The organism is Kitasatospora sp. NBC_01300 (assembly GCF_041435235.1).
Taxonomy (GTDB): domain Bacteria; phylum Actinomycetota; class Actinomycetes; order Streptomycetales; family Streptomycetaceae; genus Kitasatospora.
Map to the genome: position 1 here is coordinate 189,217 of NZ_CP108410.1, position 24,883 is coordinate 214,099.

Sequence of the window (24,883 nt, forward strand, 5' to 3'; positions counted from 1 at the left end):
GTAGTAGACCTTCGTGGCGTTGCGCGGGATACGGGTGCCCATCGCTCCTGATTCTCCATTCTCCTGATTAGGCGTCAGGCCGCCACGGCCGGGCGGCTCGGAGGGAGGTCCACACCGATGTGGAGCACCTCGAAGGTGTCGGCCCGTCGCCGGATGTCCCCCTCGTGCTGGTAGGTGGCCGTGCCGGCTCGGCCGACCACGACCACGGCAATCCCCGGCCTGAGCACGAGCGCCCCCCGGGCCGCCGCTCCCCGGGCGGTGCAGATCACCACGGAGGGCCGGTCCGCGCGCCAGGACGCCGTGCCGCACGCCCCGGCCAACCGGACGTGCAGCCGGGCGGTGCCGTCCGCCAGCGCCTCCGGGGCTCGCTCAAGGTGCCCGGTGACGGTCTGCACCGGAGAAGCCGAGGCCTCATCCTCGGGTAGCGGCGCGTCCCGCCCGCAGAACTCCTCCAGCTCCACCATCAGCCGCTCCCGCTCCTCCCCTTCGGCGCGCAGGCCCTCACGGACGGCCCCGCCGAGCAGCGGGGCCGCGCTCTCCAGCGCACGCTGGTGGATCGTGCCGGCCTGCTGGTAGAGCTTGTCCGCCAGCTCGAACAGTTCCGGCTGCTCCTTCTTCTTCCCGGCCAGTCGCGAGCACTCGTCGTCGAGCTCCTCCCAGACGGCCTTCGTCGTGGCCCGCAGGGTGCGGAAGCGTCGGACGCGGGTCCAGCCGAGGGGCTTGACCTCCTGCTCGATCACGACCAGGGAGGTCTTGGGCCAGCCGCTGGCGTCCAGCGGGTCGAGCTCCAGGTCGAGGATCAGCGTCGGGCGGGAGTCGTGCAGCAGCCCGTACGGGAACCTCATCGTCGGCGTGGGGAACGGCATCACGCCGGACGTCAGGTGGGCGCGCAGGGTCGCCGCGCTGGGCTGCACCTGGTGGCGGTGCAGGCGGGCGAGGTACAGGCCGACGGTCCACATCTGCCAGGCGGCGGTGCCGAACGGCTCCGACGGCATGGCGAGGCGCAGCACCTCCTCGCCGCCCTTGCCGTCGGTGATCACCGCGTTCAGCACCGCGTACGTGGGCCGGGGAGGCTCGGCCGCCTTCTCGGTGGGGGTGGGCTGGGGGTCGGCGGCGGTGCTGTGCGGCATGGTCAGCTCCTCGGATCGGACTGGTTCGAAGGGGTGTGGTGCCGGGGTGGCGGTGCCGCCGCCACCCCGGCCCAATAGGAGAACTGTATCATGCCTGAGGCACGGTGTCGAGCGTGGCCAGGTCCACCGGGGCGGGCGTGTCGAACGCCGAGGCGATCCGCTCGGCCCGCCGTCGCTCGAACAGTGCCCACAGGGCTTCGAGATCCCTCGGGTCGACGTTGCGCAGCTGGACGTCGACCACCTCGCCGGCCTGCCTGACCTCCAGGTCGGCGCTCGCCCCCGGGTGCGGTTCCAGGTCGACGCACACCCGGTGCACCCCCGGGCGCATCTCCCCCTCCCAGCCCCGTTGCGGGAAGCGGTCCAGCAGGGCCCTGGCCACAGCCGTGCGCTTGTCGGCGGCGGAGGTGCGGGCGTGGAACTCGTCCACGGCCCGGGAGTAGGCCGCCTCGAACTGCGGCAGGAACCGCCGCCGCATGTCCTTGGCCAAGGTGGCCAGCGGGCGCGACAGGTCGAACCCGACCTTCGGGCGGCCCTCGTCGGTGAAGAAGTGGCCCGGGATCTGCGGGTAACGGCCCCAGACGTTCACCCGGTAACCGTGAGGCCTCGTCGGCTCCCGGTCCAGCTGTCTGCGGTCGATGCTCATTCAGAAGCCCCGGCCGCGGCCGTCCGTCACGAACTGGCGCTCGTCGTCCATGTTGTACGGGCAGTTGTCCAATCGCCACGGTGCGCCCAGAAGGGCGACGAGTTCCGCGATCCGGGCGCGCGGGAATTCGGACACGAGTACTCCTCTCCGGGGCCGCTCGGCCGCCGGCTGGTTCGAAGGGAGAGGGTGTTGGGGCGGTGGTGTCCCGGTCGGTTTCGTCGACGAAAGTCCGTGGCTGGTGCTTCCGGCCCCCGGTCGCATCCCCGGGGCGGGGTGGGACCGGGGGCCGTGGCGGTCTCACGGCAGGTAGCAGCGGCACTGCCCGTCCGGCGGGCAGGTGTGGAAGAGCTCCCGCTTCGCCCGCCAGTCCATCGGCTGCTCGCCCGGCACCTGGCGCTCGCCGCAGCGGCAGTACGACATGTCGAGCTGCGGGTGATAGGTGATCAGCGCGTGCGCGCGCTGCTGGCACCAGGCCAGAGTCTCGGCCTCCGTCGGCGTCGTGGCCGGGGCGTCCTTCTCCGCCAGCGCGGTGGCGCCCTCGATGGTCTTGCGGGTTCCGATCCGGAAGCCTCGGTACACCATGAACCCCAGCGGGTGCTCGATGATGCTGGCTCCGGAGACCACGGCGATGACCTCGCAGCCGTTGATCATCCTCGGAGGGAAGACGCCCGGGCGGGGCGCGGTGGCTTCGGCGGGGGCGGGCTGGTTCACGGGGGCTCCGTTCTGCGGCCGGGGCCGCTGCTGGCTCGAAGGGGCGTCGGCCCGGCGGCGGGGGAGCCGCCCCCACCGCCTGCCAACAAGAGAACTATATCATGCCTTGCCCACTTTGTGGCGTGATTTACGCGGCCAGCGCCAGGTACGCGGCGGCCGCCTCCTCCCCGACGTGGCGGCGCAGCGCGTCCCCCCGCTCCCAGCGCAGCTCACCCTCGGCGGCGTTCAGCCGGTCGGCCTCGGCCAGGACCTCGGCCATCGACCGCTTGTCCTGGAAGCGGTGCCCGATCTCGCTCTCCGCCCCGGCATACTCGACCGCCAGCGGCCGGCGCAGCCGCGCCGCGCACACCAGGTCCTTCCCGCTCGACAGCACACACAGCGAGCAGGACAGCCGCTCCATGCCCGCATCGTAGGCCGAGTGGTACCGGACCCCGGTCTCGGCGATCCGCTCCCACACCTGCCGCTCGCTCCAGTCGTGGATCGGGTGCCACCGCACCACGGTCCGCTGCCCGTTGGAGGCGGAGCGGTCGACCGCGATCGGCGCCTTCCTGGCCCGGCCCGCCGACTCCTGCGCCCGCAGCCCCAGGCAGTACAGGATGCGCACCGGCCGGCCCCGCACCCCTGCCCGCCGCGACTCCTTCACCAGCGCGGTCAGCAGCTTCAAGGCCTGCGCCGACTTCTGATCACTCGTGCACCACCTGGCCGAACTCGACGGCCACATGCGCCGCTGGAACAGTTGCCGCCACAGCCCGCCCTGCGGCCGGCGCAGCGTCACGAACCGCAGCCCGTAGTGCTCGGCCTGCTCCCTGGCCAGCTCCATCGTGCCCGGCCACTCGACGCTCTCCCCGGAGTCGGTCACGTCCAGGTCGTTGTGCACCACCACGATGCGCTCGCGCGGCACCCCGGCCGCGTCGGTGCTGCGCACCACCTCGTCCAGCATCGCCTGGGAGTCCTTGCCCCCGCTCGACGCCACCACGATCCAGTCGTAGCCCTCCGGCCCGTGGCGCTTCGGGTTGAACTCGACGTACCCGATGGGCACCTTCGGCAACGGCCGGGCCTTGTGGGCGGCCCGCGTCAGCTCGGCCAGCACCTCCTGCAGCCCGGTCCCCGGCTGCGCCACCCACCCGGCGATCCGCTCGACCGCCCCGCGGCCCAGCGCCGGGTCAAGGCGGTCGGCCAGGTAGCGCAGCGCCTCGTCGCAGCGCGCCCAGACCCGGTCCGCCGCAGCGCCCGCCCGCACCGGGTCCTCCACCGGCTTGCGGGGCGTCTCGGCCGCGTGCGCGGCCAGGAAGATCGCCCCCACCGGGTGCAGGGCCCCGTGCTCCGGCTGCCGGGAGCGGGCCCCGGTCCCGGTGGGTGCGGGCGGCGGCTCGGCGCAGCTGTCCGGCGAGAGCCCGTGCTCGGCGATCAGCCGGGCCGCTCGGTCCAGGTCCTCCCCGATCCGGGCCAGGCGGGTCCGGGGCGCCCGCTTGGCCGGCGGGAGCGCCGCGCCCATGCACGGGCGCCCGGCCGCCACCGGCGCCGGCGCCTCGAACAGGGCGAGTTGGTTCGTCATGCGGATGGTCCTCCCGTGCGGGCGGCACCGTGGGCTCGACAGGCCGCGGTGCCGCCGGATGGTTCGAAGGGATCGGCGGGGCCGCGCTGCCAGGCGCGACCTCGCCGCAGTTGCCCGTCCGGGGCGGCCGACGGCGATGCCGCCGACGGCCCCGAGCATCAGGACGCCGTCGGCTCGGGCAGCGCCAGGCAGCAGCGCTCGGCCTCCTCCGCGGTGGCGTGCTGGCAGAAGGGCAGGTTGTCCCAGGCGTCGGGAAGGCACTCGATGCCGCCCGCCGTGAGGATGTCGTTCAAGCGCTGCCACACCCGGGCGACCAGGTGGTCCTCGGGCAGGGTCCGTACGGCTTCCACCATGACGGCGTGCAGTTGCGTGGTGCCGAGTTCGTCCAGGTCGGTGTCCGGCTCGAAGGCGGCGTCCAGGTCCGCGGGGTTGTCCATGGCGTCCTCGTTTCGGTTCGGGGGTGCCGGGCCGCCCCGGCTTCCAATAAGAGAACTATATCAGGCCAAAGACACGTTCGTCTAGTGCCTTCGCTCTCCCCCTTCGCCCGCCGGCCTGGCGCCGCGCGGCGGCGTCCTGGTCAGTACTCCGGCGTCAGAGCGTGGAAGGCGTGGTCCAGGCACTCCGGGCGCAGCGTCCGCCACCCCTCGGCGGCCTCCACGGTCCGCACCATCGCGTCCGTCAGCTCCCGCCGGTGGCGGGCGTTGGCGTGCGACCCGCTACCGGGCCCGTGGACTGTGACGTAGGCGCTGCCCTCCGTCGGGTCGCCGAACAGGTGGTCCCAGTGGTACCCCCACACCGGCGTGCCGTAGCGGTACCGGTCGAATCCCGCGCGCCACAGCAGGGCGTCCACCCGGCCGCCCGGGGTGTCGGCGAACTCGACGGCCGCGGCGCGGGCGTCCAGCCGCAGCACCCGGCCGCCGTGCTCCCCGCCGGCCTCCTGTCGGAACGCCCAGCCCGAGCGGCGCAGCGCGGCCAGCGCCCGCCGGATCGTCGCGTCGTCCACGAGGGCCGGGGGGTCCCAGCGCATCGCGACGAGATCGCCGGCGGCGTCGAACTCCTGCCGTCCCCCGAGTCCGGCCGGGATGTGCTCGGCGGCCAGGGTGAGGAAGAAGCTGCGCGGGCTCGGCAGTGCGGAGGCGTTCACCAGGCCCCCTCGATGGCGGAGCCGGGGAGGTAGGGGCCGCCGCCGGTGGCGTCGCCATCCTCGGACGGGGTTCCGGGGACGGGGCGGCAGGAGTCGTCGCACCGGTGGAAGCGCGGGCGCGGTGCCTGCGGGGCCCCGCCGGGGGTCTGTTCGTCGGTCACGGGGTGTCCTCTGCTCGTGCGCAGGGCGGTGTCCAGCGCCGCCGACAAGGCGTCGAGCGACAGTCCGCCGACCTCGGTCTGCACCCGCTGCGGCCCGTCGACCCGGACGCTGAACCCGCGGCCCCGGTGCTTCCAATCGACGGTGAACCAGCGGTCGGTGCGCGAGACGGCCACCTCGGCGGCTCCGGCCGGGATGCGCGCGGTGACGGCGTCGACCGCGCGGAGCTCCTGCCGCTCGCGCTGCGCCTCGTTGAGCGGGGCGGGGTGCTGCGGGCCCAGGTGGTTGCGGGCGATCGCCAAGGCGACGGTGCGCCCGGTCGCGTCCCTGCGGCCGATCGCGGTCGCGGCCGGTGCGGTGGTGCCGTTGACCGGCCAGGCCCGGACGGCCAGGCCCTGGCCGTCGGCGGTGAGCAGCACACGGCGGGACTCGTCCTCGACCACCACCGCGGCGACGTCGGGCCGGTCGGGGGCGTCGGTCATTCGCCAGGGGCCGTGGCTGACGGGCAGGTGCGAGACGGTGTGCGTGGCCAGGGTGCGCAGGTCCTCGGCGGACAGCGGCGGGTGGGTGATGGGCATGGTCGTCCTATCGGTGACGGTCCGCCGACGGTGCGCGGCGGGGCCTGCTGGCTGTTCGTCGTGGAGGGAGCGGGCCGGGTCCGAAGGGTGCTCCGGACTCGACCTGGGGGCCGCCACTCCCGACCAATGAGAGAACTGTATCATGCTTTAGACATGTTCGGTTGTCTCTGCGCGGCCGGGATCGGAGAGCGTTTGGTGGCCGCGTCACTCCCGCCCGGCTCCTGCGAAGAGCGCTGCCCGGCGGGCGGCCCGTACGGCGGGGGGAACGTACTCGGAGTGGAGAACGCTGATTGGCGGCTCCCCTGCCCGCGGCGGAACCAGCCGGGCGAACTTCACCAGCTCTGGCACCCGGGCCTCACGGCGCGAGACGCGCAGCGCCACCGCCGCACCCTCGTTCGAGCAGAAGGGCTGCATCTCCAGGTCGGGCCAGCGGGTGAGGAGTTCCCTGCCTGCGGCCATCAACTCCCGGGAGAACTTCCGGCCGAGCGGATCGTCCGGCCCGGGGGAGTGCCGGGGCAGCGCGACGGCCGCAGCGGGATGCCACTGGTCGTGCAGCACCCGGTTCCAGCGCGCCGGGAGCAACGCGGAGACCTCGGCCGCCAAGGCCTGTGCGTCGGTGAGTTCCAGCAGCGCGCAGTCCACCATCGCGGCCACGGCCACGGCGTCCCATGGCCCTGAGAAGGTGATGCTGCCGCCCGACGTCGCGCTGCCCAGCGTGACGCCCAGTCGGCCCTCGCACAGCCACGCGGTAGCATGGCCGTACTCGACGAACAGGCCGGGCTCGTCGGGGCGCTGCTCCGGCGCGCCGACCGTCAGGTGCCGAGCCACGTCCGCCAGGGCGGGGCGGACGGTCGGGGCGCAGGGCGCGGCGGGCGCTTCGCGGACGGCTCGGGCCAGTAGCCGCGTGGCGGCGGGCAGCGCTGTGCCGGGGGAGAAGCGGGCGTTGCAGATCCGGGTCGGGCCCTGCTGCGAGGGCGCGAACACGGCGGCCTGGAGGTCGCCGGCGGGGCCGTGGGGGCCGAAGCCGGCGGCGACCGCGTATCCGTTCGGCAGGTCGGTCCGGGTGCGGCGGGCGCCGGTGGTCACGTGGAGGGCCAAGGCGTCGGCGAGGGCGGGGAAGAGGGTGTTGGGCTGCGGCATGGCGAGACTCCGGGCGGAAGGACGGTCGGGGGCGGGCTGTCGGGGGCCGGGCCCGGATGGTGCTCCGGGCCCGGCGGCGGGTGCGGCGTCTACTGCTGCCGGTAGGCGGGGATCAGCTCGCGGATCTCGTCCTCGCCGACGCAGCCGCCCAGGTGGCGGGCGATGCTGGGCGGGTTGCCGTTGCGGCCGCGAAGGTGGGACCAGTACTTCGGGCCGGTCCAGCCGCACAGCTCGCACCGGACGAACCAGGGGTTGTCGGAGCCGGGGAAGCCGCCGTAGGCCCGCCAGTGGTGCTCGGCCAGTCCGGCGAACGCCTTCAAGGCGCTCGCGATGTTGCGGTCGTTGCGCTCCTTGACCGCCATCCGGGGGTGCAGCAGCGGGACCGGGCCGATCGGCAGCGGGGCCTGGCCCTGGGCCTCGGCCAGCGGGATGGCCATGATGGCTCCGGCGGCGTACCGCTCGGCGAGGAAGGCGGCCGCCATGTGCACGCCCTTGTCGCCCTTGGCGGGGCGCTTCAGGTTGTGCTCGATCTCGCTGCCGTCGGCGCCGGTCATCGTGACCAGCCAGTTGCGGTGCCACCGGGAGGCCCGGCCGATCACCAGGGGGTTCTCGGTGTCGTCGCCGATGATCACGGGGTGTCGGCACTCAGCGTCCGCGTCGCCGATGCGGTAGGCCAGGGTGGTGGTGGTCGTGGTGGTGCTCACGAAGGGCTCCTAGGTCGAGGTGGTTCGGTGCCGGTGGGTCGGGGGCTGGGGCGGGCGGCCCGCCGCAGCGGGCCGCCCGGGGCGGTCAGTCGGTCGGGTCGCCCAGCTCCCGCTGCACCACGCCGATCGCCGCGCACTTGAGGTTCTGGTTCGCGAACCAGGCCCCCGACTTGTGGAACCTGCGCTGCTCGGGCGTGAGGATGAGGGCCCACTTCCGGTGCGACTCGTACATCTCGATCGCGGGCTCGATCCGGCCGTAGAACCAGGTCTCCGCCTCGGACCGGATGGACTCCTGGATGGCGGTCGGGTAGGCGGCCAGCTGCTCGTTCTCGGCCTGCGGGGTCTGGGTGCGGGACACGTTCTCTCCTGGGTGGGTGGCGGTTCGGAGGGGGCGCGGCCTTGCGGGCCGCGCCCCCGGGTGGGCTGACTTCGGGTCAGTCCAGGTCCGGGACCGGCACCCAGCCCCCGTTGCCGGACTCGTCGGTGATCTCGACCTCGTCGCCGAGCCCGTTCTGCGCCACCCACCGCGCCGCCTGCTGCGCCGCGTCCTCCGGCGACGTCGCGGTGAAGTCGCGGCTCCACTGCACGCCGTAGGTCCGGAGCTCGGGGGTGGGGGTCGTCTTGCTGTCCACGGTTCCTCCTGGGAATCGGAGCGGTTCGAAGGGAGCGGATCGGCCTCCCGGCCTCACCAACAAGACAACTATATCAACTCTCAGCAACGTTTGCAATCGTGATGGCCCACCTCCGGTCCACGTCGTGCGTCTCGAACACCTCGACCTCGCCCGGCCCGTGCGCCACCAGGGGCTCGACGGCCAGCCGTGCGGCCTCCTCTGGCGACCGGGCCGGGAAGTCCAGGTTCACCTGCACCGCGTAGGTCCGGATCTCCCCCTCCGCCGTCGGGACCGCCGTCACCACCAGGGCCCCGTACTCCGCCCGCTCCACCCGCCAGTCGCCCGTGCCCACCAGGGCCTCGGTCAGCGCCTCGATCAGCTCCTCGCCCTCCGGACTCCCCGCACCGGGCCCGTACGTGCCGACGTAGACGCCGTGGTCCCCGTGGTACCCGAGTTCGTACCCGTCCACCTGGCTGCCGTAGCGCACCCGGTCGAACCCGGCCGTCCACAGCGCCTGGTCGACCTTGCCCAGGTTGCTGAACGGTGCACCCGGACCGACGGGGTCACCGAAGCGAAGCACCGGCCGCCCGTCGGCGTCCGCCGGCTGCTGGTGCACGCGCCAGCCGGCCGAGCGCAGCGCGGCCAGCGCCGAGCGCACCGCCCACTGGCGGCAGTCGGCGGGCAGGGCGACGTCGTGGTGCAGCCGGTGGCCGGCGGGCGGGTGCGCCGTGACGGTGAAGTCCTCGACGCCTTCGGCCACTGCGTCGTTCTCCAGCGCCTCCCGGACCAGTTCGGTCAACACCACCTTGGTCAGGTGGTGGGCGTCGGTCCGGTCGCTCGCCTGGTGGGGGCCGACCAGCAGGGGGGTCACCCGGGAGTCGTACAGCTCCCGCTGTTCGAAGCCCTGCGCGCAGACCAGCACGGCACGCAGGCCGCCGGACTCCCCGCCGCCGCCCTCCGGCTCGGCCACGACGTCGACCCGGACCCCGTGCGGCCCCTTGATCATGAGCCAGGCATCTTCCGGTCCTTCCACCTCCAGCTCGGGGCGCAGGCCTGCCCGGTGCAGGACGGCCCGGGCGGCGAGCAGGGCGGGGTGCGCCTCGGGGGCGGCTGTTCCCAGGCCGGGAGCGGCCGGTCCGGGAAGGGGCTCGGGGTGCCCGACCGCTGCGCCGCGCCGCGCGATCGCCCGGCGCAGCCGCGCCAGGTTCTTCTGTGCGGCCGCCGCCAGGGTGCGTGCGGGCGGCCAGCTTCCGCAGGAGCTGAATCCGTCCGGGTCGTCGATCTGCCACAGGGCGCCGCCGCGGCCGGACAGCCGCAGGTACAGGTCGTGCGGCTGGCCGTCGATGGTCAGGTCGACGCCGACCGACCAGTCGTCGCCCAGGTGGACAGCGCGGGCGGGGACGCCCGAGCGGGTCAGCAGGGCGGCGAAGCCACTGTGCGCCGCCGCGCTGGTCCGCGCCTCGGGCGGCGTCCCGCGTGCTCCGGTGCGACGGCCGCGCCCGGTGCGGTCGCCGCTCACGCGCGAGCCCCGGCGCGGCGCAGCAGCCGGCGCAGGCGCCCGTGCCGGACGGGCGCCTGCGGGGCGAAGCGGTCGACCACCAGCGCGTAGAGGGCGTCGTGGACGGGGTCCTTCTCGTCGAGCCACCCGCCGCAGGTACCGCAGGTGACCAGGAGCTCCAGGGCGGGCGGCGCGGGCACGGCGACCGCGATGGCTCCAGCGGCCGCACTGCGCGTGGTGACGGTGACGTGCAGCGTCCAGCGGCTGTGGCCGCAGTTGTCGCACGCGGTGGTCGGGGTGGTGGTCATGGCGGGGACGGACATGGTGATCCTCCGGTTTGGTGAGTCGGGTGGGGACGGCGCGCGGTCGTCGGGGGCGGGGCGGCGCTGGCGCGCGCCGCCCCGCGGAGGGGCCGCGCGCCCGGCCGGGTCGGCCGTGCGCGCGGGGTTCGGGCCAGGCGCGACCCGTGCGCCTACGGGGCGGAGAAGAGCGCCACCCGGCGCTGCGCCGGGTGGAACAGCTTGATCTCCTGCTGCATGGGCAGGTCTTCGAGGTAGAAGCCCTTGCCCGGGGTGTAGGCGAACACCTCCGGGTACATGGCGATCTCGTAGCTCGCGCCGACACCCCAGATGTCGGCGCACGCGCCGGGTGCCCGCGCGGCGAAGTCGTCGAGGCACTGGAGGAGCTGCCAGTGCTGCATCGCGGGCTCGCCGGAGTCTTCGAGATTCCAGGCGAAGCCCGACACCGTGTCCGGAGCCTCGCTCGGCAGGAGCAGCAGAAGCAGGCCGAGCCCCCGGTCCCAACCGGTCCACGCCTGATCCCACGCTGCGGTCATGGCCTCCCCCGGTACCAGAAGGGCGGTCTGCTCCGGGGTGGCGGTCTGCCACGGACCGTCGGTGAACCGATCCGCCGGAACGGGCTCGCCCAGCCAGACGACGCCCTGAGATTCCCAGTAGCCGCCCATGCGGCCACCTCCTTCGTGTGTCGGTTGCGGGGCCCGCCGCGCGATTGCGGCCGGGCCGTCGTGCGGGATGGCCGGTTGCCTTGGGGTCGAGGCAACCGCATTCCAATCTGAGAACTGCATCAGATTTCAATCACGATGGCGATCGTGCTTCAAGGGCTCCCGATCGTGGGCGGCGGGGTGGCCGGCCGTGCGCCACGCGGCGGCCTGGCGGTCGTGGCCCGCCGCGTCCAGCGCGCGGCCCACCGGGTCGGCTCCGTCGGCGGCCAGTGCGGCCGTGAGGGTGAGCGGACCGATCCCGGGTCCGCCGTGCCTGGTCAGGTGTAGCGGGTGGATCAGGTGGGCCGACCGGGCGCTGTAGCTGGAGCCCCAGTCCGCTGCCTCGAACTCCCCGCCGATGATGGTCAGGGCGGCGAGCCGCTCCGGGATGGTCAGATCCTGTGCGAACACGGCCTGTACGCCGTCGTGGTGGAAGGCGAACGCGACCATGGTTCCGCGGTGGGTCGGCAGTTGCGCCGTGGCCGCGGCGATGAGCGGGGCGGCGTCCAGTGCGATCCGCAGGAGCTCGGCCGTCCGCTGGCTCCGGAGCGGGGTGGTTGTGGGCATGGCTGCTGTTCCTGCCCCTGGTGGGCCGGTGGGGTGGGGGCGGGGCAGCGGTGTCGGCCGCCGCCCCGGGCTGGCTCGTCGGTCAGCTCTCGCGGCTGTCCGGGCCGCGCTGGCCCGGGATGCGCCTCGGCGTGGCCGGCGGCTTCGCCGCGCCGCCGGGGCGGGTGTTCTCGCCGTCGTGCCGGGGGCGGGGGATCGCCGGGATGGCGCGCTCGTTGTCGTCGCGGTGCTGCATGGCGGTGCCTCCTGGTGCTGGTGGTTCGAAGGGGTGTCGGCGCGGCGGCGGGGTGCCACCCCCACCGCCTGCCAACAAGAGAATTATATCAGACTTCAAGCATGATTGGGCGGGAATTCCGCTCCTCTCTTCACCCCCACCCGATCGGCCCAACCGGACGCCGTACGGCCGGTCCCGGCCGCACGGGAGGCCGCTACTCCGGCCGGGCCTCCTCGGCCAGCACGGCAGCGTGGTGCTGCGCCCCGAACTCCGCCGTCGGCAGACGCCAGTCGGCGGCCTCGGCCAGGTGGACCGCCGCGCAGCGGGCCGCGTGCGCCGTCGGGAACCCCCGCCTCAGCAGACGCCCCCGGCCACCGGTCAGGGCCACGCTGAACCGGGTCGCGGGGTCCGCCTCCGGCCAGGCGTTTCCCTCGACACGCAGCCCGGGGTGGATCGAGTGCCCGGACACGGCGGAATCCACCTCCCGCTCCAGCAGGACCGCGCGCAGGCACGCCAGCAGATAGGCGTCATAGGCGCTGCGCTCCGGCAGGCCGGCCAACCGGTCCACAAAGCCGCGCAGCTGGCGCAGCGTACGAGGGACCCGCGCCCGCTGCTGCGCCAGGGTCTTCTGCTCGTCGGTCAGCTCCGGCTCGGGCATGGTGTCCGGCTCCTTCCACTGGGGGCGATCGGTCTTGTCGCGGTATCGGCGGCCCGGCGAGGCGGCGGGACGGGGCCCGCCGCCCATGGGCGGGTCAGCGCCGGAACTCGTCGCAGCACAGGGGCTTGTAGAGGTCGCCGTGCTCGCGGCGGGTGCAGCCGCATGCCGTGCACAGGCCGCCGGTCCAGGAGGCGGGGACGGCGTTGACGTACACGCGGTACGGGTCGCCCCGGAAGCCGTGGGCGTCGACCGTGATCACGCCCTGGGCGTCGGCGGCCACCGTGCGCCCCTTCCTCAGGTCCCGCCGGAGCATGTCCAGGGTCGTCACCCGGGAGTTGCCCACCGGGACGACGGTGCGCCCGGTCGCGGTGTCCGCCCACACCTCGAACGCCTCGCCGGTGAGCGCCGTCTCCAGCTCCTCGGCGGCCAGGGCGGTCAGCGGCCCGAGCGTGGTCATCGGCCCGGCCCACCCCGTGGTACCGGGGCGCACCACCAGGGAGCCCTCGGGGCCGTCCTCGAACCGCCATGCGGCGTCGGCCGCCACCGCTCCGGCGTAGAGGGCGCGGTGGTAGGTGTCGCGGGCCTGGCGGTCCAGCGGCAGCGGGTGCCGGCTGACCGTCAGGGCCTTCTCGTCGCCCCGCACCAGGAACCCGGTGGTGCGGCCCCGCCAGGGCTCATCCGGGTGGAGGGAGGTCGGGAGCAGCCCGGCCCCCAGCAGGGCGGCGGTGACCATCTTGCGGGCCTGGTCGGCGGCGGTGGGCTGGTGGGTGCGCACGGTGGTGTCTCCTCGGTTCGGTGTCCGGTTCGAAGGGGGGCCCGTGACGGCGGGGCCAGCCGCCGTCACGGGCAGAGGTTGGTGCGGGCCGTGCCCGGTGCGGGCAACGGCCTGTCAGGTCAGCCGGTCGGCCAGGAACACTGCGGGCGTGCGCGGGTGCTCGAAGCTGTCCAGCCAGCCGTATCCGTTGCGATCCACGTGGACGACCGACGGGTGGTCGACGGGCAGCGCGCACCAGGGGCCGGGTGCGCCGTCCGGGCGGGCCTGGCAGAAGTCGGCGGCCATCGCCTGCACTTCCTCCCAGACGTCCTCCGCGTCGTCGGGTCCGTGCTCGGCCCTCAGACGGGTGTACAGCTGGGGGAAGGGTTCCGCGGGGTGGTCCAGCGTCAGCATGACCAGCGCCCGGGCGTCCTGGGGCAGGGAGGCGGTCAGGTGCGGCTCACGGGGGTCGAACGGGGCGATGGTCATGTCCAGGCCCTCGGGGTGGGGCGTGGTGTGGAGCTGGCCGCCCAGACCGCAGCGGAACTGGTCCGCGGCGACCCTGGTGTCGAAGGGGCCGATCCGGACCGTCGGGCGCCCGGGGCTGGCGAGAAGAAGGGAGAGCTGCATCGTGTCTCCAGGTCGGTGCGTGGTTCGAAGGGGATCCGGGGGCGGCGGGTGCCGGCCGCCACCCCCGGGAGGCGTGGGTGAAGCTCCGAGTGCTGCGGGGTCAGGCGTTCGGGACGACCTCGACGATGCGGTGCACGTAGCCGTCGCCGCTCACACCCCCGTGCCAGAACCGCTCCACCAGCGCCAGGGTGTCCACGCGGGGGTGGTCCGGACGGACGGCCCCCTGCGGCGCATCGGCCAGTGCCGGCCGCTCCCAGGCCGAGCCGGGGATCAGCAGGTACTCGTCGCCGCCGATCCCCCAGGCGTATCCGCGCTTCACGTTCATGTGGTTCCTCCAGTGGAAGGCGCCTCCGTTGCCAGCAAGAGAACTATATCAGCTCTCAATCACGTTGGCAGGCGCGACCGTCCCGCCCCCGGCCACGGGAGCCACCGGCCGCTGCTCCCCGCCGCCCGTCGGCCCCCCGGTGACCACCTCGCCCGGGATGACGCGCGGTGCCCAGCCCAGTTCGCGCAGAGCGGTCTCCAGCTCGCGCGGCATCACCGTTCCGGTCAGTGCCTGCGATCCGGCGTTGAGCCGCGCCAGGAACTCCACCAGCAACTCCAGCGGCACCTCGTCCGCCCTGATGGAACCGGTCGACCCGTCGAACGACAGCCGCACCGACCCGGAGGCGTGGGCGCTGTGCTCGCTCCTCCGTGTGCCCCCGCGACCGTCGGACACCCGGGCGTGCCCCCGGTAGAACAGCCCGTATCCGCTTTCGATGCTGCTCGCTCCGGTGGTCAGCGCGGGCAGCGCCTCGCGCAGCCGGGCGAATGCCGCCACCCGGGCCCGGGTGGCGGCCTGCTCCTGGTCGCGGTGCTCGAACCCCTTCGTCGCCGTGTCCCGGTACCCCGGGAGCAGGCGCCGCGCGATGTCGCGCGCGATGTCCCCGGGCCGGCGGTCGCCAGCGACGGTGATCCGGTGCTGCGCCCGGCCCCGGTACTCACTCGGCACGATGCCCTTGACCGTCAGCCGCTGGCCGGATGCGCCCTTGCAGTGCGCCTTCTCCCGCCAGATGTGCAACTGCCAGCCGGCCGGATGCGCGAGCGCCACCGAGCCGTACGCGTTGTTCTCGCGGCGGTGGGTCCAGCCGCGCCGCTCGGGTTCGAGAGCGTTCAGCGCGGCAGCCACCTGCTGACCGAGCGCGGCGAACTCGTCGCCGAGCTTCTCCCAGCGCGGTGAAATCTCCATGTCGGTCCCTTCTTCGGTCCGGGTGAGCGCCCCGGCGGTCGGCCGGGGCGCAGCGGGGTCGTCGGGCCGGGGCGCAGCGCCCCGGCCCGACGGGCGGGTGGAGCTCGCCACCCGTGAGTGCAGACGCCACCGGGTTGGTGCGACTCGGCGGGCCGGGTCACGGGCCCTCGGGGCGGGGCGGTGGTGGTCAGTTCCGGTGCCACGCGTCGGCGGCGGAGAGGGCGCGTTCGCTGGTTGGGTAGGTGCGGGCCTCGGTGACGGGGCCGTCCCACCCCTCGACCATCCGCTCCACCACCAGGGTTGCGCCGGTGACGGTGGTGGTGACGGTCAGGTCCTCGGTGGTGGTGGTACGGGCGAGGGGCGGGGCAAGGATCGACGCCTCGTTGTACGGCGTCTCGCTGTTGATCGGGTGGGCCATGGTCGTGATCTCCTCTCCGCCCGGCCGCACCGCCGGAGCGGTAGGGCCGGGCGGATGGTGCTCGCGAAGGGGGTGCGGTCGCTGGTGGGCAGTCCGGCCGCGGGCGGTCAGAACAGCGGTTGGGCGTCGTCGAGCAGCGACGGGGTGCCGAACCGGTCGTCCCCGATGGCGAACAGGGAGACCTGTGTGGCGCGCGGCGCAGCGGTGTAGGCGTGCGGGGGAAGGGCCTTCCAAGCGGGCCTGCCAGCCTCGGCGGTGGGGCCGTCGGTGGTCGTCGCTGCCGGATCGTTCATCGGATCTCCCTGGGGTGTGGCTCGAAGGGGGGCCGGGGCGCCGCCCCGTGCCAATAAGAGAACTATATCAGGCTTAAGCCACGCATTCAAGCGTGATCCACCCGTCACGGACCGAACCCCCGCCGCGCTATCCTGAAGCCTCGCGCCAGCGCTCCTTGTGAGACTGGTTCGAAGGGATGCGGCAGCGTCGAAACCTGCCGCCGATGGCGGTCCGCGCCAGCCTGCTGTCATCTCGACAGGGGGTCTCGCCTTATGGCGGGGCGGACCGCCGTTCGTCTTCCCGGCCCGGGCCAGACGCTCAGCCCGTAGTGCCGTAGACGTGCGGCGCCAGGAAGCGCAGCGCGGCGGCGGCGGGCCCGGCCAGTTGGCCGGGCAGACAGTTCGACTCCTCCATGGCCGTGAGCGCCACGGCGGGCGGCATCTCCCGAAGCCGCTCCACCCACCCCTGCTCGTCGTCGTCGGCCCACTGACCGGTCTCGTTCAGCAGCGCGGTGAAGAGTTCGCCGGCTACCTCCTCGGCCTGCTCCACGTACCTCTCCTCTCAGGTCGGGCCGGGGTCGGGGCCGCACCTGCGGCCCCGACCCCCACCCTCGTTGTCAGCCCTGGGCCGGGGCGTCCCCGGTCGGCTGCTGTTCCACCTCGGCCCGCTCCGGGCCCTCGGCCACCTCGCCCGCCGCAACCTCCGGGCCTGACTGCGCGTCGGCCTCGGTGCTGGCCGCCCCGGCGTCTCCGCCGTCGGCCACATCGGGCTGCGCCTCGACCGGGCCAGCCTCCTCGACCTCGGCGGCCTCGGTGCCGTCGCCGGTGCCGTCCGCCCCGGCCTCTCCGCCGTCGGCCTGGCCGCTGGCCACGTCGGGCCGCGCCTCGGCCTCCTGGGCCTCGGTCGGCTCGCTCCCGGCGTCGTCCGCATCCTCGGGCTTCGTGCTGCTCTCGTACTCGGCGATGGCCTGACGCTCGGACTCGGACAGCACGTAGCTGAACTCCTTCTCCAGGAGCCGCAGGTAGGTGACCATGTCCTCGGTCGGCTTCGGCCACTCCTTGTCCGCCATGACGTGGGTCTCGATCGCGGCGGCCACCCGAGCGAACATGCGGTGCTTGCGCCGCGACTTCGGGCCCTTGTTGATCAGCTCCTCGAACGGGTCCTCCAGCCGCTCCCACTGGCTGCGCCCCTCGTTCGGGTCGGGCACGCCCAGCAGGGCGGCGGTCACCTCGGTCCGGGCGGACGCCACCGACTTGAACCACCACGTCTTGCGGCCCATGACGGTGCGCTCGGTCAGCTCGTCGGCGGCCTCCGGCAGGTTCTTGTCGGCGATCGCCGCGCGCAGCATCTCCTGCCGGACGGTCCGGGCGGAGCGCCACGCGGTGTTGCCCTCCCGCGTGGCCTTCGCCTTGGCCTTCTCGGCCTCGGGGTCGACAGGGACCTTGCCCGCCTTCTCCAGCTCCTCGGCGTACTGCTCGGTGAGCTGGTGGCCTTCGGCACGCCAGTTGGTGCACACGTACACCGGCGTCAGCGTGTCGGGGTCGACGGTCGCGCCGTGGCTCGGGCAGACCTGCGTGTGGATCTCGGCCGTCATGGGCTTGCCCAGCGACGTGAGCAGGTGCGACAGCGGCCGGGCCTCCGTGTCCCACCACCGCCACGGCTGCTCGATCACGGCCACCCCGGCCGCGCGCAGCTCGTCCACCACAGCCTGCCGCTTCTGCGCCTCGGCCTGCTCGTCCTTGATCGCCTGGACCGCCTGCCGCCACGCTCCGTTGGTCGGCTTGTCCGACCGACCGTCCTGCTCCTTGGCGCGGGTGAGCCGCCGGAACGTCTCCTGCCCGCCGCCGAGCCGGTGCCACTGGTCCATCTCGACCCAGTCGAAATCGCTGACCTTCGCCCGGCGCTTGTCCTCCTCGCTCAGCTGCGCCGCCCCCTTGGCGGCCTTCAGCTGGGTGAGCGAGACGCCCAGGGTCTTGGCGTGGCGGCGGCGGCGCTCCTCCGGCACGTCCATGAAGGCCAGCTGCTCGGCCACCTTCAGTTCGTCGTCCTTGGTGGCGTTCTCGCGGAACTGGTTCTCCAGCAGGGAGAGCAGAAGCGTCTCGTCGTCGGCCTCGGTCAGGTCGTGGTGGATCAGCGCGGGGACCTTCGGCAGGGTCTTCTCGTCGATGCCCTTGGCCTTGGCCTTCTCGGCGGCCTCCTGGGCGGCGAGAAGTCGCCGGCGTCCCTTGAACACCCCCCACGTCCCGTCGGCCTGCCTGCGTACGCCCACAACCTCCTGGACGCCGACCAGCGCGACGCTGGCCTTCAGCTCCTTGGACGGGGGCGCCACGTTGCCCTGGCGGTGGTTGAACGGGTCCACCATGAGTCCGGAGGCGAGGAACTCGAAGTACTCGATACCGCTGGTCTTGACCGGCTGCTCGGCGGGCTCGGCAACGGCCTTGGTCCTGGTCCTGGTCACTGTGTGGTCCTTCCTCGGGAATCGCTGGTTCGAAGGGGCGCAGCGCGGGCGCTGCGGGCCGGGGCGGCGGTGCCTGCCGCCGCCCCGGCGGGTGGTTCAGTCGCGGGGGACCCAGAGTCCGCGCTCCTCGCGCTGGATCTCCCAGTCACGGCGGCCGGGCTCCTTGCCGGGGCGGAAGTCCTCGCAGCCCAGGAAGCTGTCCGGGTGGCCGTGCTCCTGCATGGCGTCGCCGCAGTTCAGGCAGCGGGTGATGGCCTGGCGGAACTCGGCGCACACCGCCCGGTGCTCGTCCATGCCCTCGGACAGAGCGTGATGCGGGGTGCGGTGGCCGTCCCGGTTGGCGGGGTTGGTCCAGTCGCCGGGGTTACGGCACCCCTCCGCGGTGGCCACGTCGAACACACCGGAGTATGACCACGGGCCGACCGGGGTGAACTCGGCCGGGGCGTCGGGCTCGTTGAACATGTTCTCCGGCCAGACGATCACCAGGCAGGCGCAGCCGGGCACGGTGCGCTGCCAGCCGGCCAGGTATCCGCCGTCCTCCCACACCTTGACGGTGAACTCCCCGAACGCGAGCGGAGCGAGAGCGGCGGCGGCTTCCTGGTGGACGGTGATCGTGCGCATCGTGGGCCTTCCTGCGGGTCTGATTCGAAGGGGTGCCGGGCCGGAGCGCCTCCCCGGTCCAACAAGAGAACTCTATCATGCTTTGACCATGATCGGAAGGGGGTTTCAGTCCCCTCCGGGCCCGGGCGGGTCCGGCGCCCGCCCGGGCCCCGGCTCACCCGCGTTCAGGTCCGCCCACCGGGCCGACCGTCCCGGCCCGCTGCGCCGCCCGCAGCGCCCCCTCAAGGTCGTCCACGGCGCTGCGCAGCGCGGCCACGTTGGCCGGCCGCCCCGCCTCCAGGTCGTCGGCGACCTGGCGCAGGTACTCGGCGAAGGGGCGCAGCGCCCCACCGGCGCCGCTGCTGTCGACGGGCCTCCCGTGCGGGACGGGTGCGACGGAGGGGCTGCGGAGGCTGATCCTCGCGCGGGGCGATGTGCTCACCTGGCGTCTCCTGGTGTTGCTCGGCGGCTGACTCCGGGGCGGGTGTCCGCCCCTTCGTCCCAACAAGAGAACTCTATCAGACTTGCACCATGATTGGAAGGGGGGATTCCCGGCCCTTCGGCCGGTGTCCGTGCCGCCCCGGGTCGGTGCGCAGCGCCCCGGGCCGGCCAGGCACTCCGCCCGCGCTCAGTCCCCCAGCGAGTAGCGGTTGTAGTTGCCGCACGGGCGGCAACCCGAGTTGTCCGCCCAAGCGTCCTGCCAGAAGGTGACCGGCTTGCCGCACAGCTCGCAGAACTGCTGAGGAGCCGCCGTCGTGCAGCCACCCGGGACCGCCTCCGTGGCGGCCTGGGCGGCGTGCTGCCACCCGGGCGAACGCGTCCTGTCGTAGGTGACGGGCTGCGCGCAGTTCTTGCAGTCGGTCCCGGTTCTGATCTTGGCGTTCACGATGGCTCCTGCGGGTCGGTTCGAAGGGTGGGACGGGCACGGCGCCGGGGCGGCGCTTGCGCGCGCCGCCCCGGCGGCTTCGGTCAGCCGTTCCAGGCGGCCGGGGTGTTCTCGGAGACGAACAGCCACGGCTCGCCCATGTACATCAGGCCGATGACGTGCTCACTGATGGCGACGGGGCTTCCCTCGGCCGCGAGCAGGGTCACCGTCTGGCCCATGTCGTAGGCGGTGGAGCTCTCCTGGTTCAGCGGGTGGCCGCCCGGAACGGTGCTCCACCACGTCCCGGTGATCTTCGCGGCCTGCTCGGCGGCCTCCTCCCGGGTGAGGTCGCGCCACTCCAGCTCGATCGGGGTCGCCGTGATGACCGGCCGCCCGCCCAGGAGGTGGGCCGGGTAGCGGTTCTGCACCTGCCCGGTCGGCACCTCCTCCAGTCCGAACATGTTCATCACGAACTCGGGGCCCTCGATGCTCACGGTGGGAGTCGTGCGTCCCTCGGCGTCGTTCCACTTCACGGCGAACAGGGCGTCAGGGGCGGGGGTGCGGTTCATTCGGGCTCCTCGGTTCGAAGGGGGCGCCGGCCCGGCGGTGGGGTGCCACCCCCACCGCCTGCCAACAAGAGAACTATATCAGACTCAAGCCACGATGTCGAGCGGGAATCGACCCCTCGACGCTGCGCCTGGGGCCGTCAGTCCTCGACCACGTGCGACAACAGCGCCTTGACGTAGGCGGGGCGCTCGGTGAAGCCGCTCACCTCGATGTCGCCTTCCGTGTAGGTGGCGACCCCGTACAGACCCTGCTCCTTGTCGCGGTAGATCACTACGATGACGTACGGCCACTCACCGAGCAACCGACCGTCCTTCAGCCCGGACACGACCCGCCAACCGCTGTTCGCCTCGTCGACCAACTCCATCCAGTCGTACCCGTCCCCGCCGGTCGGGTCGGGGAGCCCGGGGAGCAGCGCGGCCGGGTCGGCGGCGGTCTGGTCGGTGATGGCCTGGTCGGTGGTGGCGTTCGACATCGGTTCTCCTTGAGCGTGATTCGAGAGGTGAGGGGGCCGTGACCCGGTCCCGCTGCGCGCTGGCGGCGGGACCGGGCAGGGGGCGGGCTAGTGGACGTCCCAGTCCACGCGCCGACGCTGGGGCAGCGGCGGCTCCGCCTGCTGCCGCAGGGCCAGCCGCAGCGCGCGGCGGTCCTGCTTGTGGGCCGCCCGCTGGGCCGGCTTGCGGCGGTCGCCGGACATCGCGCCCACCGGCAGCCAGGGGCGGTCCTGGCGCGTCAGGGCCTTGGGGCGGGTGTTGTCGGTTCGGGCCATCGGGTGACTCCTGGGTTGCTGGTTCGAAGGGTGTCGGCCCGGCGGTGGGGGTGCCGCCCCACCGCCTGCCAACAAGAGAACTCTATCAGACTCAAGCCATGAAGTGAAGCGGGATTGCCCACCGGACCCGCCGCCTGGTCGTGCGGGCGGCGGACTCCCGGAGTCGGTCAGTCCTCGTCCGGCTGCATGATCGTGATCACGGGCTCGCCCGCGTCCCCCGGGCCGCAGTGGATCGCCAGCTTCGCCCGGGTCGCCCGACTGGGGCCGTCGGCCGGAATCCGCAGAACCTCGAACGGAACCCCCTGGACGCCCGGGTTCGCGCTGCGCACCGCGTGGAACGCCATGCGGAGCACGTCCCACAGTCGGCCGGTCTCCGACTGGCCGTGTCCGGGGTGGCGCTCGTTGTCCTCGTCGCTCCATGCGACGCAGTCGCCCCATGCGGCGGCGGTCAGCGCCACGGGCCACCGCCAGCCGGCCTCCTGGGCGAGTTCCTGGGGCACCGCCAGTAGGGCGCCGTCCCTGAGAGCGTCGGCCCGGGTGTACTGGTGGATGGGCTCGCCGTACAGGTCCGCAAAACTCGTCATCGTGTGTGACCTTCCGTGCATCTGGTCCGAAGGGTGCCGGGTGGGCTGTACCTCTTGCCTGGCCCAACAAGAGAACAATATCATGCTTGAGTCACGCTGTGAAGCGTGGCGCAGCGTCACACTTTCGCGATCGGGTACGGGATGCCTGCCTCCAAAGCCCCCTGGAGATTGAAAGTGGCATCCCGGAAACTCCGCAAGGATTCCAATTCTCCCATGGGATCGTGACCAGCTCCCATGTAGTCGTCAATCGCGTTGGACATTTCGCGAAGCGATTCGGCGGGGTCGATAACGAATCCGAGAATTCCACTCCTGTCTACCGTCCAAATCTCCCAGGGTTCTAGGTGGAGATCTTCGGAAGTTACTTCGTGGCAGCATTTGAGGCATTCGAAGAACGCGCCGGGATTTGCGCGATATGAGGCAATGGAAGCGCATTCAGAACAAGCAATTCCGAACATTCTCGCAACCTCTCGAATATAGGATTTCAGTTCTGCTCGGACTTTCGGGCGATCTTGAGCCTGCGCCAGAACTGTTCGGCCTTCACCGCGAGCGCGTGCGTGTGGTCGTGGGTCCGCGCCGCGCGCGTGATCTCGCTGATCTGGCGCTCGGACATGCCGTAGATGTCCCCAACCCTGCTGATCTCGCGCAGGAAGACTCCGGCCAAGGTGTTGGGGCCGTCCGGCTCCAACCTCGGCTTACCGATCGTGTAGAACCACACCCGGTAGCCGGCCCCCGGCCCGGTGCTGTCCGCGTACAGCCCGATCACGAGTGCGCGCCGGTGGCCGGTGATCTGGCCGCGCTGCCAGTAGGGGGCCTGGACGATGTCGCCGACCTGGTAGGCGGTGGCGGTGGTGCTCGGCGCGGTGCTCGTGGACATGGCGGGCTGACCTCTCGGGCTGGGCTTACGGGGGGAGGGAGCCGGGGTGGACGGGCCACCCCGGCAACAAGAAAACAGTATTGGACTCAGATCACGCTAGAGGGGTGCTTAGTTCACCCCGGCCCAGCCGAGCGACCACGCGCGCTGAACGGAACGCGCGGCCTTCTCCATCTCGTTCACACCGGCGGACTCAACCGCCGAAACCAGAGCGGCGAAAGCCTCGCGAGCCTTGGCCAGCTGCTGCGCCTTGCGCTTGCCCCGACGCTTGATCTTGTCGTCCCGGAGCTCCTGGCCGATAACCTCCCAGAATTCCACGACCTCGCCGTATCCGTCGGTCTGCGTGGCGACCGAGAGCATCCATTCGGTTGCGCCCGGGATGACCGCCTCGACCTTCGCGCCGACGCCGCGAACCGCGCTGATGTAAATGAACTCGAACTCGCCCCGGTGGTTCTTCTTGTTGCCCGTGGTGATCTCGGCGGCCATTTCTTCTCCTTGGTTGTTCTGCGATTTGGTTCGAAGGGGGGTTCTGCCCGGGCTGTAGTGCCACCTACTGCCCGGGTGTTCGGTCACACCTGGGAGAGTTCGAACAATTCCAGAAGCTCGAAGTCCTGCGGCGGGGCCATCTTCAGGACGGCGGCCTCGACGGTTTCCTTCTTGACCGTGGTCGGAAGGCTCGCCGCGATGATGCTGGGGTTCTTGTAGTGCCGCCACAGCTTGTACAGGGCGTTCGCCCGTCGGTTGCGCAGATTGGTCAGGACTTCCCGCGCGCCCTGGTAATCGGCCTCGATGATCATCATCTCGACCAGCAGCTCGGACGGAAGAACAGGAACCTTCATCGGCGTCTCCGTTGTCTCGGGATTGGTTCGAAGGGGTGCCGGGCCGGGGCGCCTGCCCCGGTCCAACAAGACAACAGTATCAGACTTGAGCCATGCTTGGGAAGTGGCGCGGCCTCTGATCTGGGCGTGTCCCCGTGAGGGTGCGGCCTTGCAGGCCGCACCCCAGGGTGCGGGTCTGGCGGCCCCTTTCGTCCTGCACCTTGTGAGTTGCCTTGTGAGTTGCCTTATGGGGTGCCTTGTGAGTTGCCTTATGAGTTGCCTTGTGGACACCTCGTCGCATATGCCATTCCTGCATTCGTGCAGGTCAGGGGACCTCTCTGGGGCGTCGGAAATTCCGACAACCCCTTTCCTTTCTCTTTTAAGTAGTTGGTCGTTTGTCGGTTGGGGTTTGCGCCTGCGGCGTGCTGTTGGGTTTTTGGTGTGCGTCCGGCTGTTGCCGGTCGCGGTTGGTTGGGGTGGTGGTGGGGGGTGGCCGGTGTCGGTGGGCTGTCGTCCGGCGGGTGGCCGGTGGCCGGTGCTGCGCGCTGTCGTCGGGCCGGTGTTGGTGCCGGTGGTGGGGTGTTCTCAACTGGGTTGGTTTGTCTGGGTGTTGGAGCCGGGTGTGTGGGTGGGTGTGTGAACTGCCGTGTGTGGGTGGGTTGTTGGTGGTGGTGCCGGTGTCGGTGCTGCGCCCGGTCGTCAGGCGGTGCCGGTGGGCTCGGTGCTGTGCCCGGTGCCCGGGGTGGCTGTGCTGGTGTCTCGTCTCGGTGGTGGGTGGGAGTCCGGTCTCCGGCCAGCGGTGCGCCCGGGCTGGCCGGTGGCCGTGGTGGTGTCGGGTGGTGCCCGGGCGGTGGCCGGTCGGCCCCGGGTGGCGGGTGGTGGCGTCTGCTGCTCCGTGGTCCGGGGCGGAGCCCGGTTGGTGCCTGCCGTGCCGGTGGCCGGTCGGTGCTCGCCCGTGGTGCCCTGTCCGTGGGGGTGGCCGGTGCTGCGCCCGGGCGGTCGGTGGCTGGCCCGGTCGTCCTGGTGGCCGGTGGCGGTCGTCCCGGTGGGGTGCGCGCCGTGCGGGGCGGAGCCCTGCCGTGCCCGGGGGCCTGGTGGCCCTCTGGCGTCCCGGGGAGGGCTCTCTGCGGGCCTGCGGCCGGAGGGGGCGCCGTGGGGCCGCTGGGGCCCGTCCGGGGCGTTTCCGGGCCTGCCTGGGCCTGGCCCGTTCCCCGGGGTGCGCGTCCGGTCCGGCCGGTGCGGAGCCCGGCCTCCCCACCCCGGGGGCGAGGACGGCCCGTCACGGGCCCGTGGAGGGTTCACCCCGGCCCGTGGTGCCCGCGCCCGCCCCCGGGCCTCCCGTGCCCCGTCCAGGCCCGTCACGGCCCCGGCGCCGGCCCCCGGCGCCGGCCTCCGGCCCTCCCGCGCTGCGCCCCGGCCTCCGGCCTCTCACCCGAATTCACGGCAAAGGGCCGGTCCAAGGAATTCCGGTGAATCGTCAACGCGCATTCCAGTCGAGGGCGGAGCCCCGACCGGCAACCCCCAGGGAAGGGCCCCAACCAAGGAAACGCGGTGAAACGTCAACGCCACCCCCACCACCACACCCGCACCCCCCAACGAATGCGGCGGAGCCGCATTCCAACCACCCCCACCCCCCGGGCGGAGCCCGGGGGCCCCCGGGCACCACGCACGGTGACGGCGGAGCCGTCACCCCCGCACCACGGAGCCGGAGGCTCCGCCCCGGCCGGAGGCCGGGGGTA

The 24,883-nt window shown here is 72.6% G+C and carries 36 protein-coding genes; all 36 read right to left on the reverse strand.

The annotated features are described in order from the left end of the window. Positions 1–74 precede the first annotated feature (74 nt). The 36 genes from OG556_RS40860 to OG556_RS41035 all read right to left on the reverse strand — a co-directional run bounded on the left by OG556_RS40860 (position 75) and on the right by OG556_RS41035 (position 23,165). Complete coding sequence (locus OG556_RS40860) at positions 75–1,130, reverse strand: hypothetical protein (protein WP_331731732.1); 1,056 nt, start codon at positions 1,128–1,130, stop codon at positions 75–77. Positions 1,131–1,218: 88 nt separating this feature from the next. Beyond that, a complete protein-coding gene (locus OG556_RS40865) occupies positions 1,219–1,716 on the reverse strand; it encodes a hypothetical protein (RefSeq protein WP_371523319.1) in 498 nt (165 codons plus the stop codon). Between the two features lie 57 nt (positions 1,717–1,773). Beyond that, entirely contained in the window at positions 1,774–1,908 is a 135-nt protein-coding gene (locus tag OG556_RS40870; protein ID WP_331731739.1) for a hypothetical protein, read from the reverse strand. Positions 1,909–2,070: 162 nt separating this feature from the next. Further along, a complete protein-coding gene (locus OG556_RS40875) occupies positions 2,071–2,484 on the reverse strand; it encodes a hypothetical protein (RefSeq protein WP_331731742.1) in 414 nt (137 codons plus the stop codon). A gap of 127 nt (positions 2,485–2,611) precedes the next feature. Further along, the gene (locus OG556_RS40880) at positions 2,612–4,039 is read right to left on the reverse strand and encodes a phosphoadenosine phosphosulfate reductase family protein (RefSeq protein ID WP_331731745.1); all 1,428 of its coding nucleotides are present in this window, start codon (positions 4,037–4,039) and stop codon (positions 2,612–2,614) included. 158 nt (positions 4,040–4,197) lie between these two features. Next, positions 4,198–4,476: a hypothetical protein gene (locus OG556_RS40885; protein WP_331731749.1), complete on the reverse strand. Its 279-nt coding sequence runs from the start codon at positions 4,474–4,476 to the stop codon at positions 4,198–4,200. A 140-nt stretch (positions 4,477–4,616) separates the two neighbouring features. Next, a complete protein-coding gene (locus tag OG556_RS40890; RefSeq protein ID WP_331731752.1) occupies positions 4,617–5,183 on the reverse strand; it encodes a hypothetical protein in 567 nt (188 codons plus the stop codon). Beyond that, the gene (locus tag OG556_RS40895; protein WP_331731755.1) at positions 5,180–5,920 is read right to left on the reverse strand and encodes a hypothetical protein; all 741 of its coding nucleotides are present in this window, start codon (positions 5,918–5,920) and stop codon (positions 5,180–5,182) included. Before OG556_RS40895 ends, OG556_RS40890 begins: the two co-directional genes overlap by 4 nt. 204 nt (positions 5,921–6,124) lie before the next feature. Next, positions 6,125–7,060 (reverse strand): hypothetical protein, encoded by a 936-nt coding sequence (locus OG556_RS40900; RefSeq protein WP_331731758.1) that lies wholly within the window; start codon positions 7,058–7,060, stop codon positions 6,125–6,127. A gap of 89 nt (positions 7,061–7,149) precedes the next feature. Next, positions 7,150–7,764 (reverse strand): hypothetical protein, encoded by a 615-nt coding sequence (locus OG556_RS40905; RefSeq protein ID WP_331731761.1) that lies wholly within the window; start codon positions 7,762–7,764, stop codon positions 7,150–7,152. A gap of 85 nt (positions 7,765–7,849) precedes the next feature. Beyond that, on the reverse strand, positions 7,850–8,122 hold the full coding sequence (locus OG556_RS40910) for a hypothetical protein (RefSeq protein ID WP_331731764.1): 273 nt from the start codon (positions 8,120–8,122) through the stop codon (positions 7,850–7,852). 76 nt (positions 8,123–8,198) lie between these two features. After that, positions 8,199–8,396 carry a hypothetical protein gene (locus OG556_RS40915; RefSeq protein WP_331731767.1) on the reverse strand — a complete coding sequence of 66 codons (198 nt, stop codon included), beginning with the start codon at positions 8,394–8,396 and terminating at the stop codon, positions 8,199–8,201. Between the two features lie 73 nt (positions 8,397–8,469). Further along, positions 8,470–9,894 carry a hypothetical protein gene (locus tag OG556_RS40920; RefSeq protein ID WP_331731770.1) on the reverse strand — a complete coding sequence of 475 codons (1,425 nt, stop codon included), beginning with the start codon at positions 9,892–9,894 and terminating at the stop codon, positions 8,470–8,472. After that, complete coding sequence (locus OG556_RS40925) at positions 9,891–10,196, reverse strand: hypothetical protein (protein ID WP_331731773.1); 306 nt, start codon at positions 10,194–10,196, stop codon at positions 9,891–9,893. Before OG556_RS40925 ends, OG556_RS40920 begins: the two co-directional genes overlap by 4 nt. A 149-nt stretch (positions 10,197–10,345) precedes the next feature. After that, the gene (locus tag OG556_RS40930; protein ID WP_331731776.1) at positions 10,346–10,837 is read right to left on the reverse strand and encodes a hypothetical protein; all 492 of its coding nucleotides are present in this window, start codon (positions 10,835–10,837) and stop codon (positions 10,346–10,348) included. A 126-nt stretch (positions 10,838–10,963) separates the two neighbouring features. Beyond that, complete coding sequence (locus OG556_RS40935) at positions 10,964–11,440, reverse strand: hypothetical protein (RefSeq protein ID WP_331731779.1); 477 nt, start codon at positions 11,438–11,440, stop codon at positions 10,964–10,966. 82 nt (positions 11,441–11,522) lie between these two features. After that, positions 11,523–11,675, reverse strand: a complete 153-nt coding sequence (locus OG556_RS40940) for a hypothetical protein (RefSeq protein ID WP_331731782.1) — start codon at positions 11,673–11,675, stop codon at positions 11,523–11,525. A gap of 193 nt (positions 11,676–11,868) precedes the next feature. Then, complete coding sequence (locus OG556_RS40945; protein ID WP_331731785.1) at positions 11,869–12,312, reverse strand: hypothetical protein; 444 nt, start codon at positions 12,310–12,312, stop codon at positions 11,869–11,871. Between the two features lie 94 nt (positions 12,313–12,406). After that, positions 12,407–13,087 (reverse strand): hypothetical protein, encoded by a 681-nt coding sequence (locus tag OG556_RS40950; protein ID WP_331731788.1) that lies wholly within the window; start codon positions 13,085–13,087, stop codon positions 12,407–12,409. A gap of 114 nt (positions 13,088–13,201) precedes the next feature. After that, on the reverse strand, positions 13,202–13,696 hold the full coding sequence (locus OG556_RS40955) for a hypothetical protein (RefSeq protein WP_331731791.1): 495 nt from the start codon (positions 13,694–13,696) through the stop codon (positions 13,202–13,204). Between the two features lie 100 nt (positions 13,697–13,796). Then, positions 13,797–14,021, reverse strand: coding sequence for a hypothetical protein (locus OG556_RS40960; protein ID WP_331731793.1), 225 nt, complete (start codon positions 14,019–14,021; stop codon positions 13,797–13,799). A gap of 48 nt (positions 14,022–14,069) precedes the next feature. Then, positions 14,070–14,924, reverse strand: coding sequence for a hypothetical protein (locus OG556_RS40965; protein WP_331731795.1), 855 nt, complete (start codon positions 14,922–14,924; stop codon positions 14,070–14,072). A 187-nt stretch (positions 14,925–15,111) separates the two neighbouring features. Beyond that, the gene (locus OG556_RS40970; RefSeq protein WP_331731798.1) at positions 15,112–15,342 is read right to left on the reverse strand and encodes a hypothetical protein; all 231 of its coding nucleotides are present in this window, start codon (positions 15,340–15,342) and stop codon (positions 15,112–15,114) included. A 107-nt stretch (positions 15,343–15,449) separates the two neighbouring features. Next, positions 15,450–15,635, reverse strand: coding sequence for a hypothetical protein (locus OG556_RS40975; protein WP_331731800.1), 186 nt, complete (start codon positions 15,633–15,635; stop codon positions 15,450–15,452). 298 nt (positions 15,636–15,933) lie between these two features. Then, the gene (locus OG556_RS40980) at positions 15,934–16,164 is read right to left on the reverse strand and encodes a hypothetical protein (protein ID WP_331731803.1); all 231 of its coding nucleotides are present in this window, start codon (positions 16,162–16,164) and stop codon (positions 15,934–15,936) included. Positions 16,165–16,231: 67 nt separating this feature from the next. Next, the gene (locus OG556_RS40985) at positions 16,232–18,073 is read right to left on the reverse strand and encodes a ParB N-terminal domain-containing protein (protein WP_331731806.1); all 1,842 of its coding nucleotides are present in this window, start codon (positions 18,071–18,073) and stop codon (positions 16,232–16,234) included. Positions 18,074–18,169: 96 nt separating this feature from the next. Then, positions 18,170–18,694, reverse strand: coding sequence for a hypothetical protein (locus tag OG556_RS40990; RefSeq protein ID WP_331731809.1), 525 nt, complete (start codon positions 18,692–18,694; stop codon positions 18,170–18,172). Positions 18,695–18,848: 154 nt separating this feature from the next. Further along, the gene (locus OG556_RS40995) at positions 18,849–19,115 is read right to left on the reverse strand and encodes a hypothetical protein (RefSeq protein WP_331731812.1); all 267 of its coding nucleotides are present in this window, start codon (positions 19,113–19,115) and stop codon (positions 18,849–18,851) included. Between the two features lie 186 nt (positions 19,116–19,301). Then, the gene (locus OG556_RS41000; RefSeq protein ID WP_331731815.1) at positions 19,302–19,559 is read right to left on the reverse strand and encodes a hypothetical protein; all 258 of its coding nucleotides are present in this window, start codon (positions 19,557–19,559) and stop codon (positions 19,302–19,304) included. An 83-nt stretch (positions 19,560–19,642) separates the two neighbouring features. Further along, on the reverse strand, positions 19,643–20,107 hold the full coding sequence (locus OG556_RS41005) for a hypothetical protein (RefSeq protein ID WP_331731817.1): 465 nt from the start codon (positions 20,105–20,107) through the stop codon (positions 19,643–19,645). Positions 20,108–20,244: 137 nt separating this feature from the next. Beyond that, positions 20,245–20,577 carry a hypothetical protein gene (locus tag OG556_RS41010; protein ID WP_331731820.1) on the reverse strand — a complete coding sequence of 111 codons (333 nt, stop codon included), beginning with the start codon at positions 20,575–20,577 and terminating at the stop codon, positions 20,245–20,247. A gap of 87 nt (positions 20,578–20,664) precedes the next feature. After that, on the reverse strand, positions 20,665–20,871 hold the full coding sequence (locus OG556_RS41015) for a hypothetical protein (protein WP_331731823.1): 207 nt from the start codon (positions 20,869–20,871) through the stop codon (positions 20,665–20,667). Positions 20,872–21,038: 167 nt separating this feature from the next. Further along, positions 21,039–21,455 (reverse strand): DUF6573 family protein, encoded by a 417-nt coding sequence (locus OG556_RS41020; protein ID WP_331731826.1) that lies wholly within the window; start codon positions 21,453–21,455, stop codon positions 21,039–21,041. Positions 21,456–21,936: 481 nt separating this feature from the next. Further along, a complete protein-coding gene (locus OG556_RS41025; RefSeq protein ID WP_331731831.1) occupies positions 21,937–22,329 on the reverse strand; it encodes a DUF6409 family protein in 393 nt (130 codons plus the stop codon). A 108-nt stretch (positions 22,330–22,437) separates the two neighbouring features. Then, the gene (locus OG556_RS41030; RefSeq protein ID WP_331731834.1) at positions 22,438–22,812 is read right to left on the reverse strand and encodes a hypothetical protein; all 375 of its coding nucleotides are present in this window, start codon (positions 22,810–22,812) and stop codon (positions 22,438–22,440) included. Positions 22,813–22,895: 83 nt separating this feature from the next. Beyond that, entirely contained in the window at positions 22,896–23,165 is a 270-nt protein-coding gene (locus OG556_RS41035) for a hypothetical protein (RefSeq protein ID WP_331731837.1), read from the reverse strand. Positions 23,166–24,883 lie beyond the last annotated feature (1,718 nt).

Excerpts from the sequence above, each read along its gene's own strand:
- OG556_RS40860 (WP_331731732.1), bottom strand. The coding sequence starts at position 1,130 with ATGCCGCACAGCACCGCCGCCGACCCCCAGCCCACCCCCACCGAGAAG.
- OG556_RS40880 (WP_331731745.1), bottom strand. The coding sequence starts at position 4,039 with ATGACGAACCAACTCGCCCTGTTCGAGGCGCCGGCGCCGGTGGCGGCC.
- OG556_RS40885 (WP_331731749.1), bottom strand. The coding sequence starts at position 4,476 with ATGGACAACCCCGCGGACCTGGACGCCGCCTTCGAGCCGGACACCGAC.
- OG556_RS40895 (WP_331731755.1), bottom strand. The coding sequence starts at position 5,920 with ATGCCCATCACCCACCCGCCGCTGTCCGCCGAGGACCTGCGCACCCTG.
- OG556_RS40900 (WP_331731758.1), bottom strand. The coding sequence starts at position 7,060 with ATGCCGCAGCCCAACACCCTCTTCCCCGCCCTCGCCGACGCCTTGGCC.
- OG556_RS40925 (WP_331731773.1), bottom strand. The coding sequence starts at position 10,196 with ATGTCCGTCCCCGCCATGACCACCACCCCGACCACCGCGTGCGACAAC.
- OG556_RS40930 (WP_331731776.1), bottom strand. The coding sequence starts at position 10,837 with ATGGGCGGCTACTGGGAATCTCAGGGCGTCGTCTGGCTGGGCGAGCCC.
- OG556_RS40935 (WP_331731779.1), bottom strand. The coding sequence starts at position 11,440 with ATGCCCACAACCACCCCGCTCCGGAGCCAGCGGACGGCCGAGCTCCTG.
- OG556_RS40940 (WP_331731782.1), bottom strand. The coding sequence starts at position 11,675 with ATGCAGCACCGCGACGACAACGAGCGCGCCATCCCGGCGATCCCCCGC.
- OG556_RS40945 (WP_331731785.1), bottom strand. The coding sequence starts at position 12,312 with ATGCCCGAGCCGGAGCTGACCGACGAGCAGAAGACCCTGGCGCAGCAG.
- OG556_RS40955 (WP_331731791.1), bottom strand. The coding sequence starts at position 13,696 with ATGCAGCTCTCCCTTCTTCTCGCCAGCCCCGGGCGCCCGACGGTCCGG.
- OG556_RS40960 (WP_331731793.1), bottom strand. The coding sequence starts at position 14,021 with ATGAACGTGAAGCGCGGATACGCCTGGGGGATCGGCGGCGACGAGTAC.
- OG556_RS40965 (WP_331731795.1), bottom strand. The coding sequence starts at position 14,924 with ATGGAGATTTCACCGCGCTGGGAGAAGCTCGGCGACGAGTTCGCCGCG.
- OG556_RS40970 (WP_331731798.1), bottom strand. The coding sequence starts at position 15,342 with ATGGCCCACCCGATCAACAGCGAGACGCCGTACAACGAGGCGTCGATC.
- OG556_RS40975 (WP_331731800.1), bottom strand. The coding sequence starts at position 15,635 with ATGAACGATCCGGCAGCGACGACCACCGACGGCCCCACCGCCGAGGCT.
- OG556_RS40990 (WP_331731809.1), bottom strand. The coding sequence starts at position 18,694 with ATGCGCACGATCACCGTCCACCAGGAAGCCGCCGCCGCTCTCGCTCCG.
- OG556_RS41005 (WP_331731817.1), bottom strand. The coding sequence starts at position 20,107 with ATGAACCGCACCCCCGCCCCTGACGCCCTGTTCGCCGTGAAGTGGAAC.
- OG556_RS41010 (WP_331731820.1), bottom strand. The coding sequence starts at position 20,577 with ATGTCGAACGCCACCACCGACCAGGCCATCACCGACCAGACCGCCGCC.
- OG556_RS41015 (WP_331731823.1), bottom strand. The coding sequence starts at position 20,871 with ATGGCCCGAACCGACAACACCCGCCCCAAGGCCCTGACGCGCCAGGAC.
- OG556_RS41020 (WP_331731826.1), bottom strand. The coding sequence starts at position 21,455 with ATGACGAGTTTTGCGGACCTGTACGGCGAGCCCATCCACCAGTACACC.
- OG556_RS41025 (WP_331731831.1), bottom strand. The coding sequence starts at position 22,329 with ATGTCCACGAGCACCGCGCCGAGCACCACCGCCACCGCCTACCAGGTC.
- OG556_RS41030 (WP_331731834.1), bottom strand. The coding sequence starts at position 22,812 with ATGGCCGCCGAGATCACCACGGGCAACAAGAAGAACCACCGGGGCGAG.
- OG556_RS41035 (WP_331731837.1), bottom strand. The coding sequence starts at position 23,165 with ATGAAGGTTCCTGTTCTTCCGTCCGAGCTGCTGGTCGAGATGATGATC.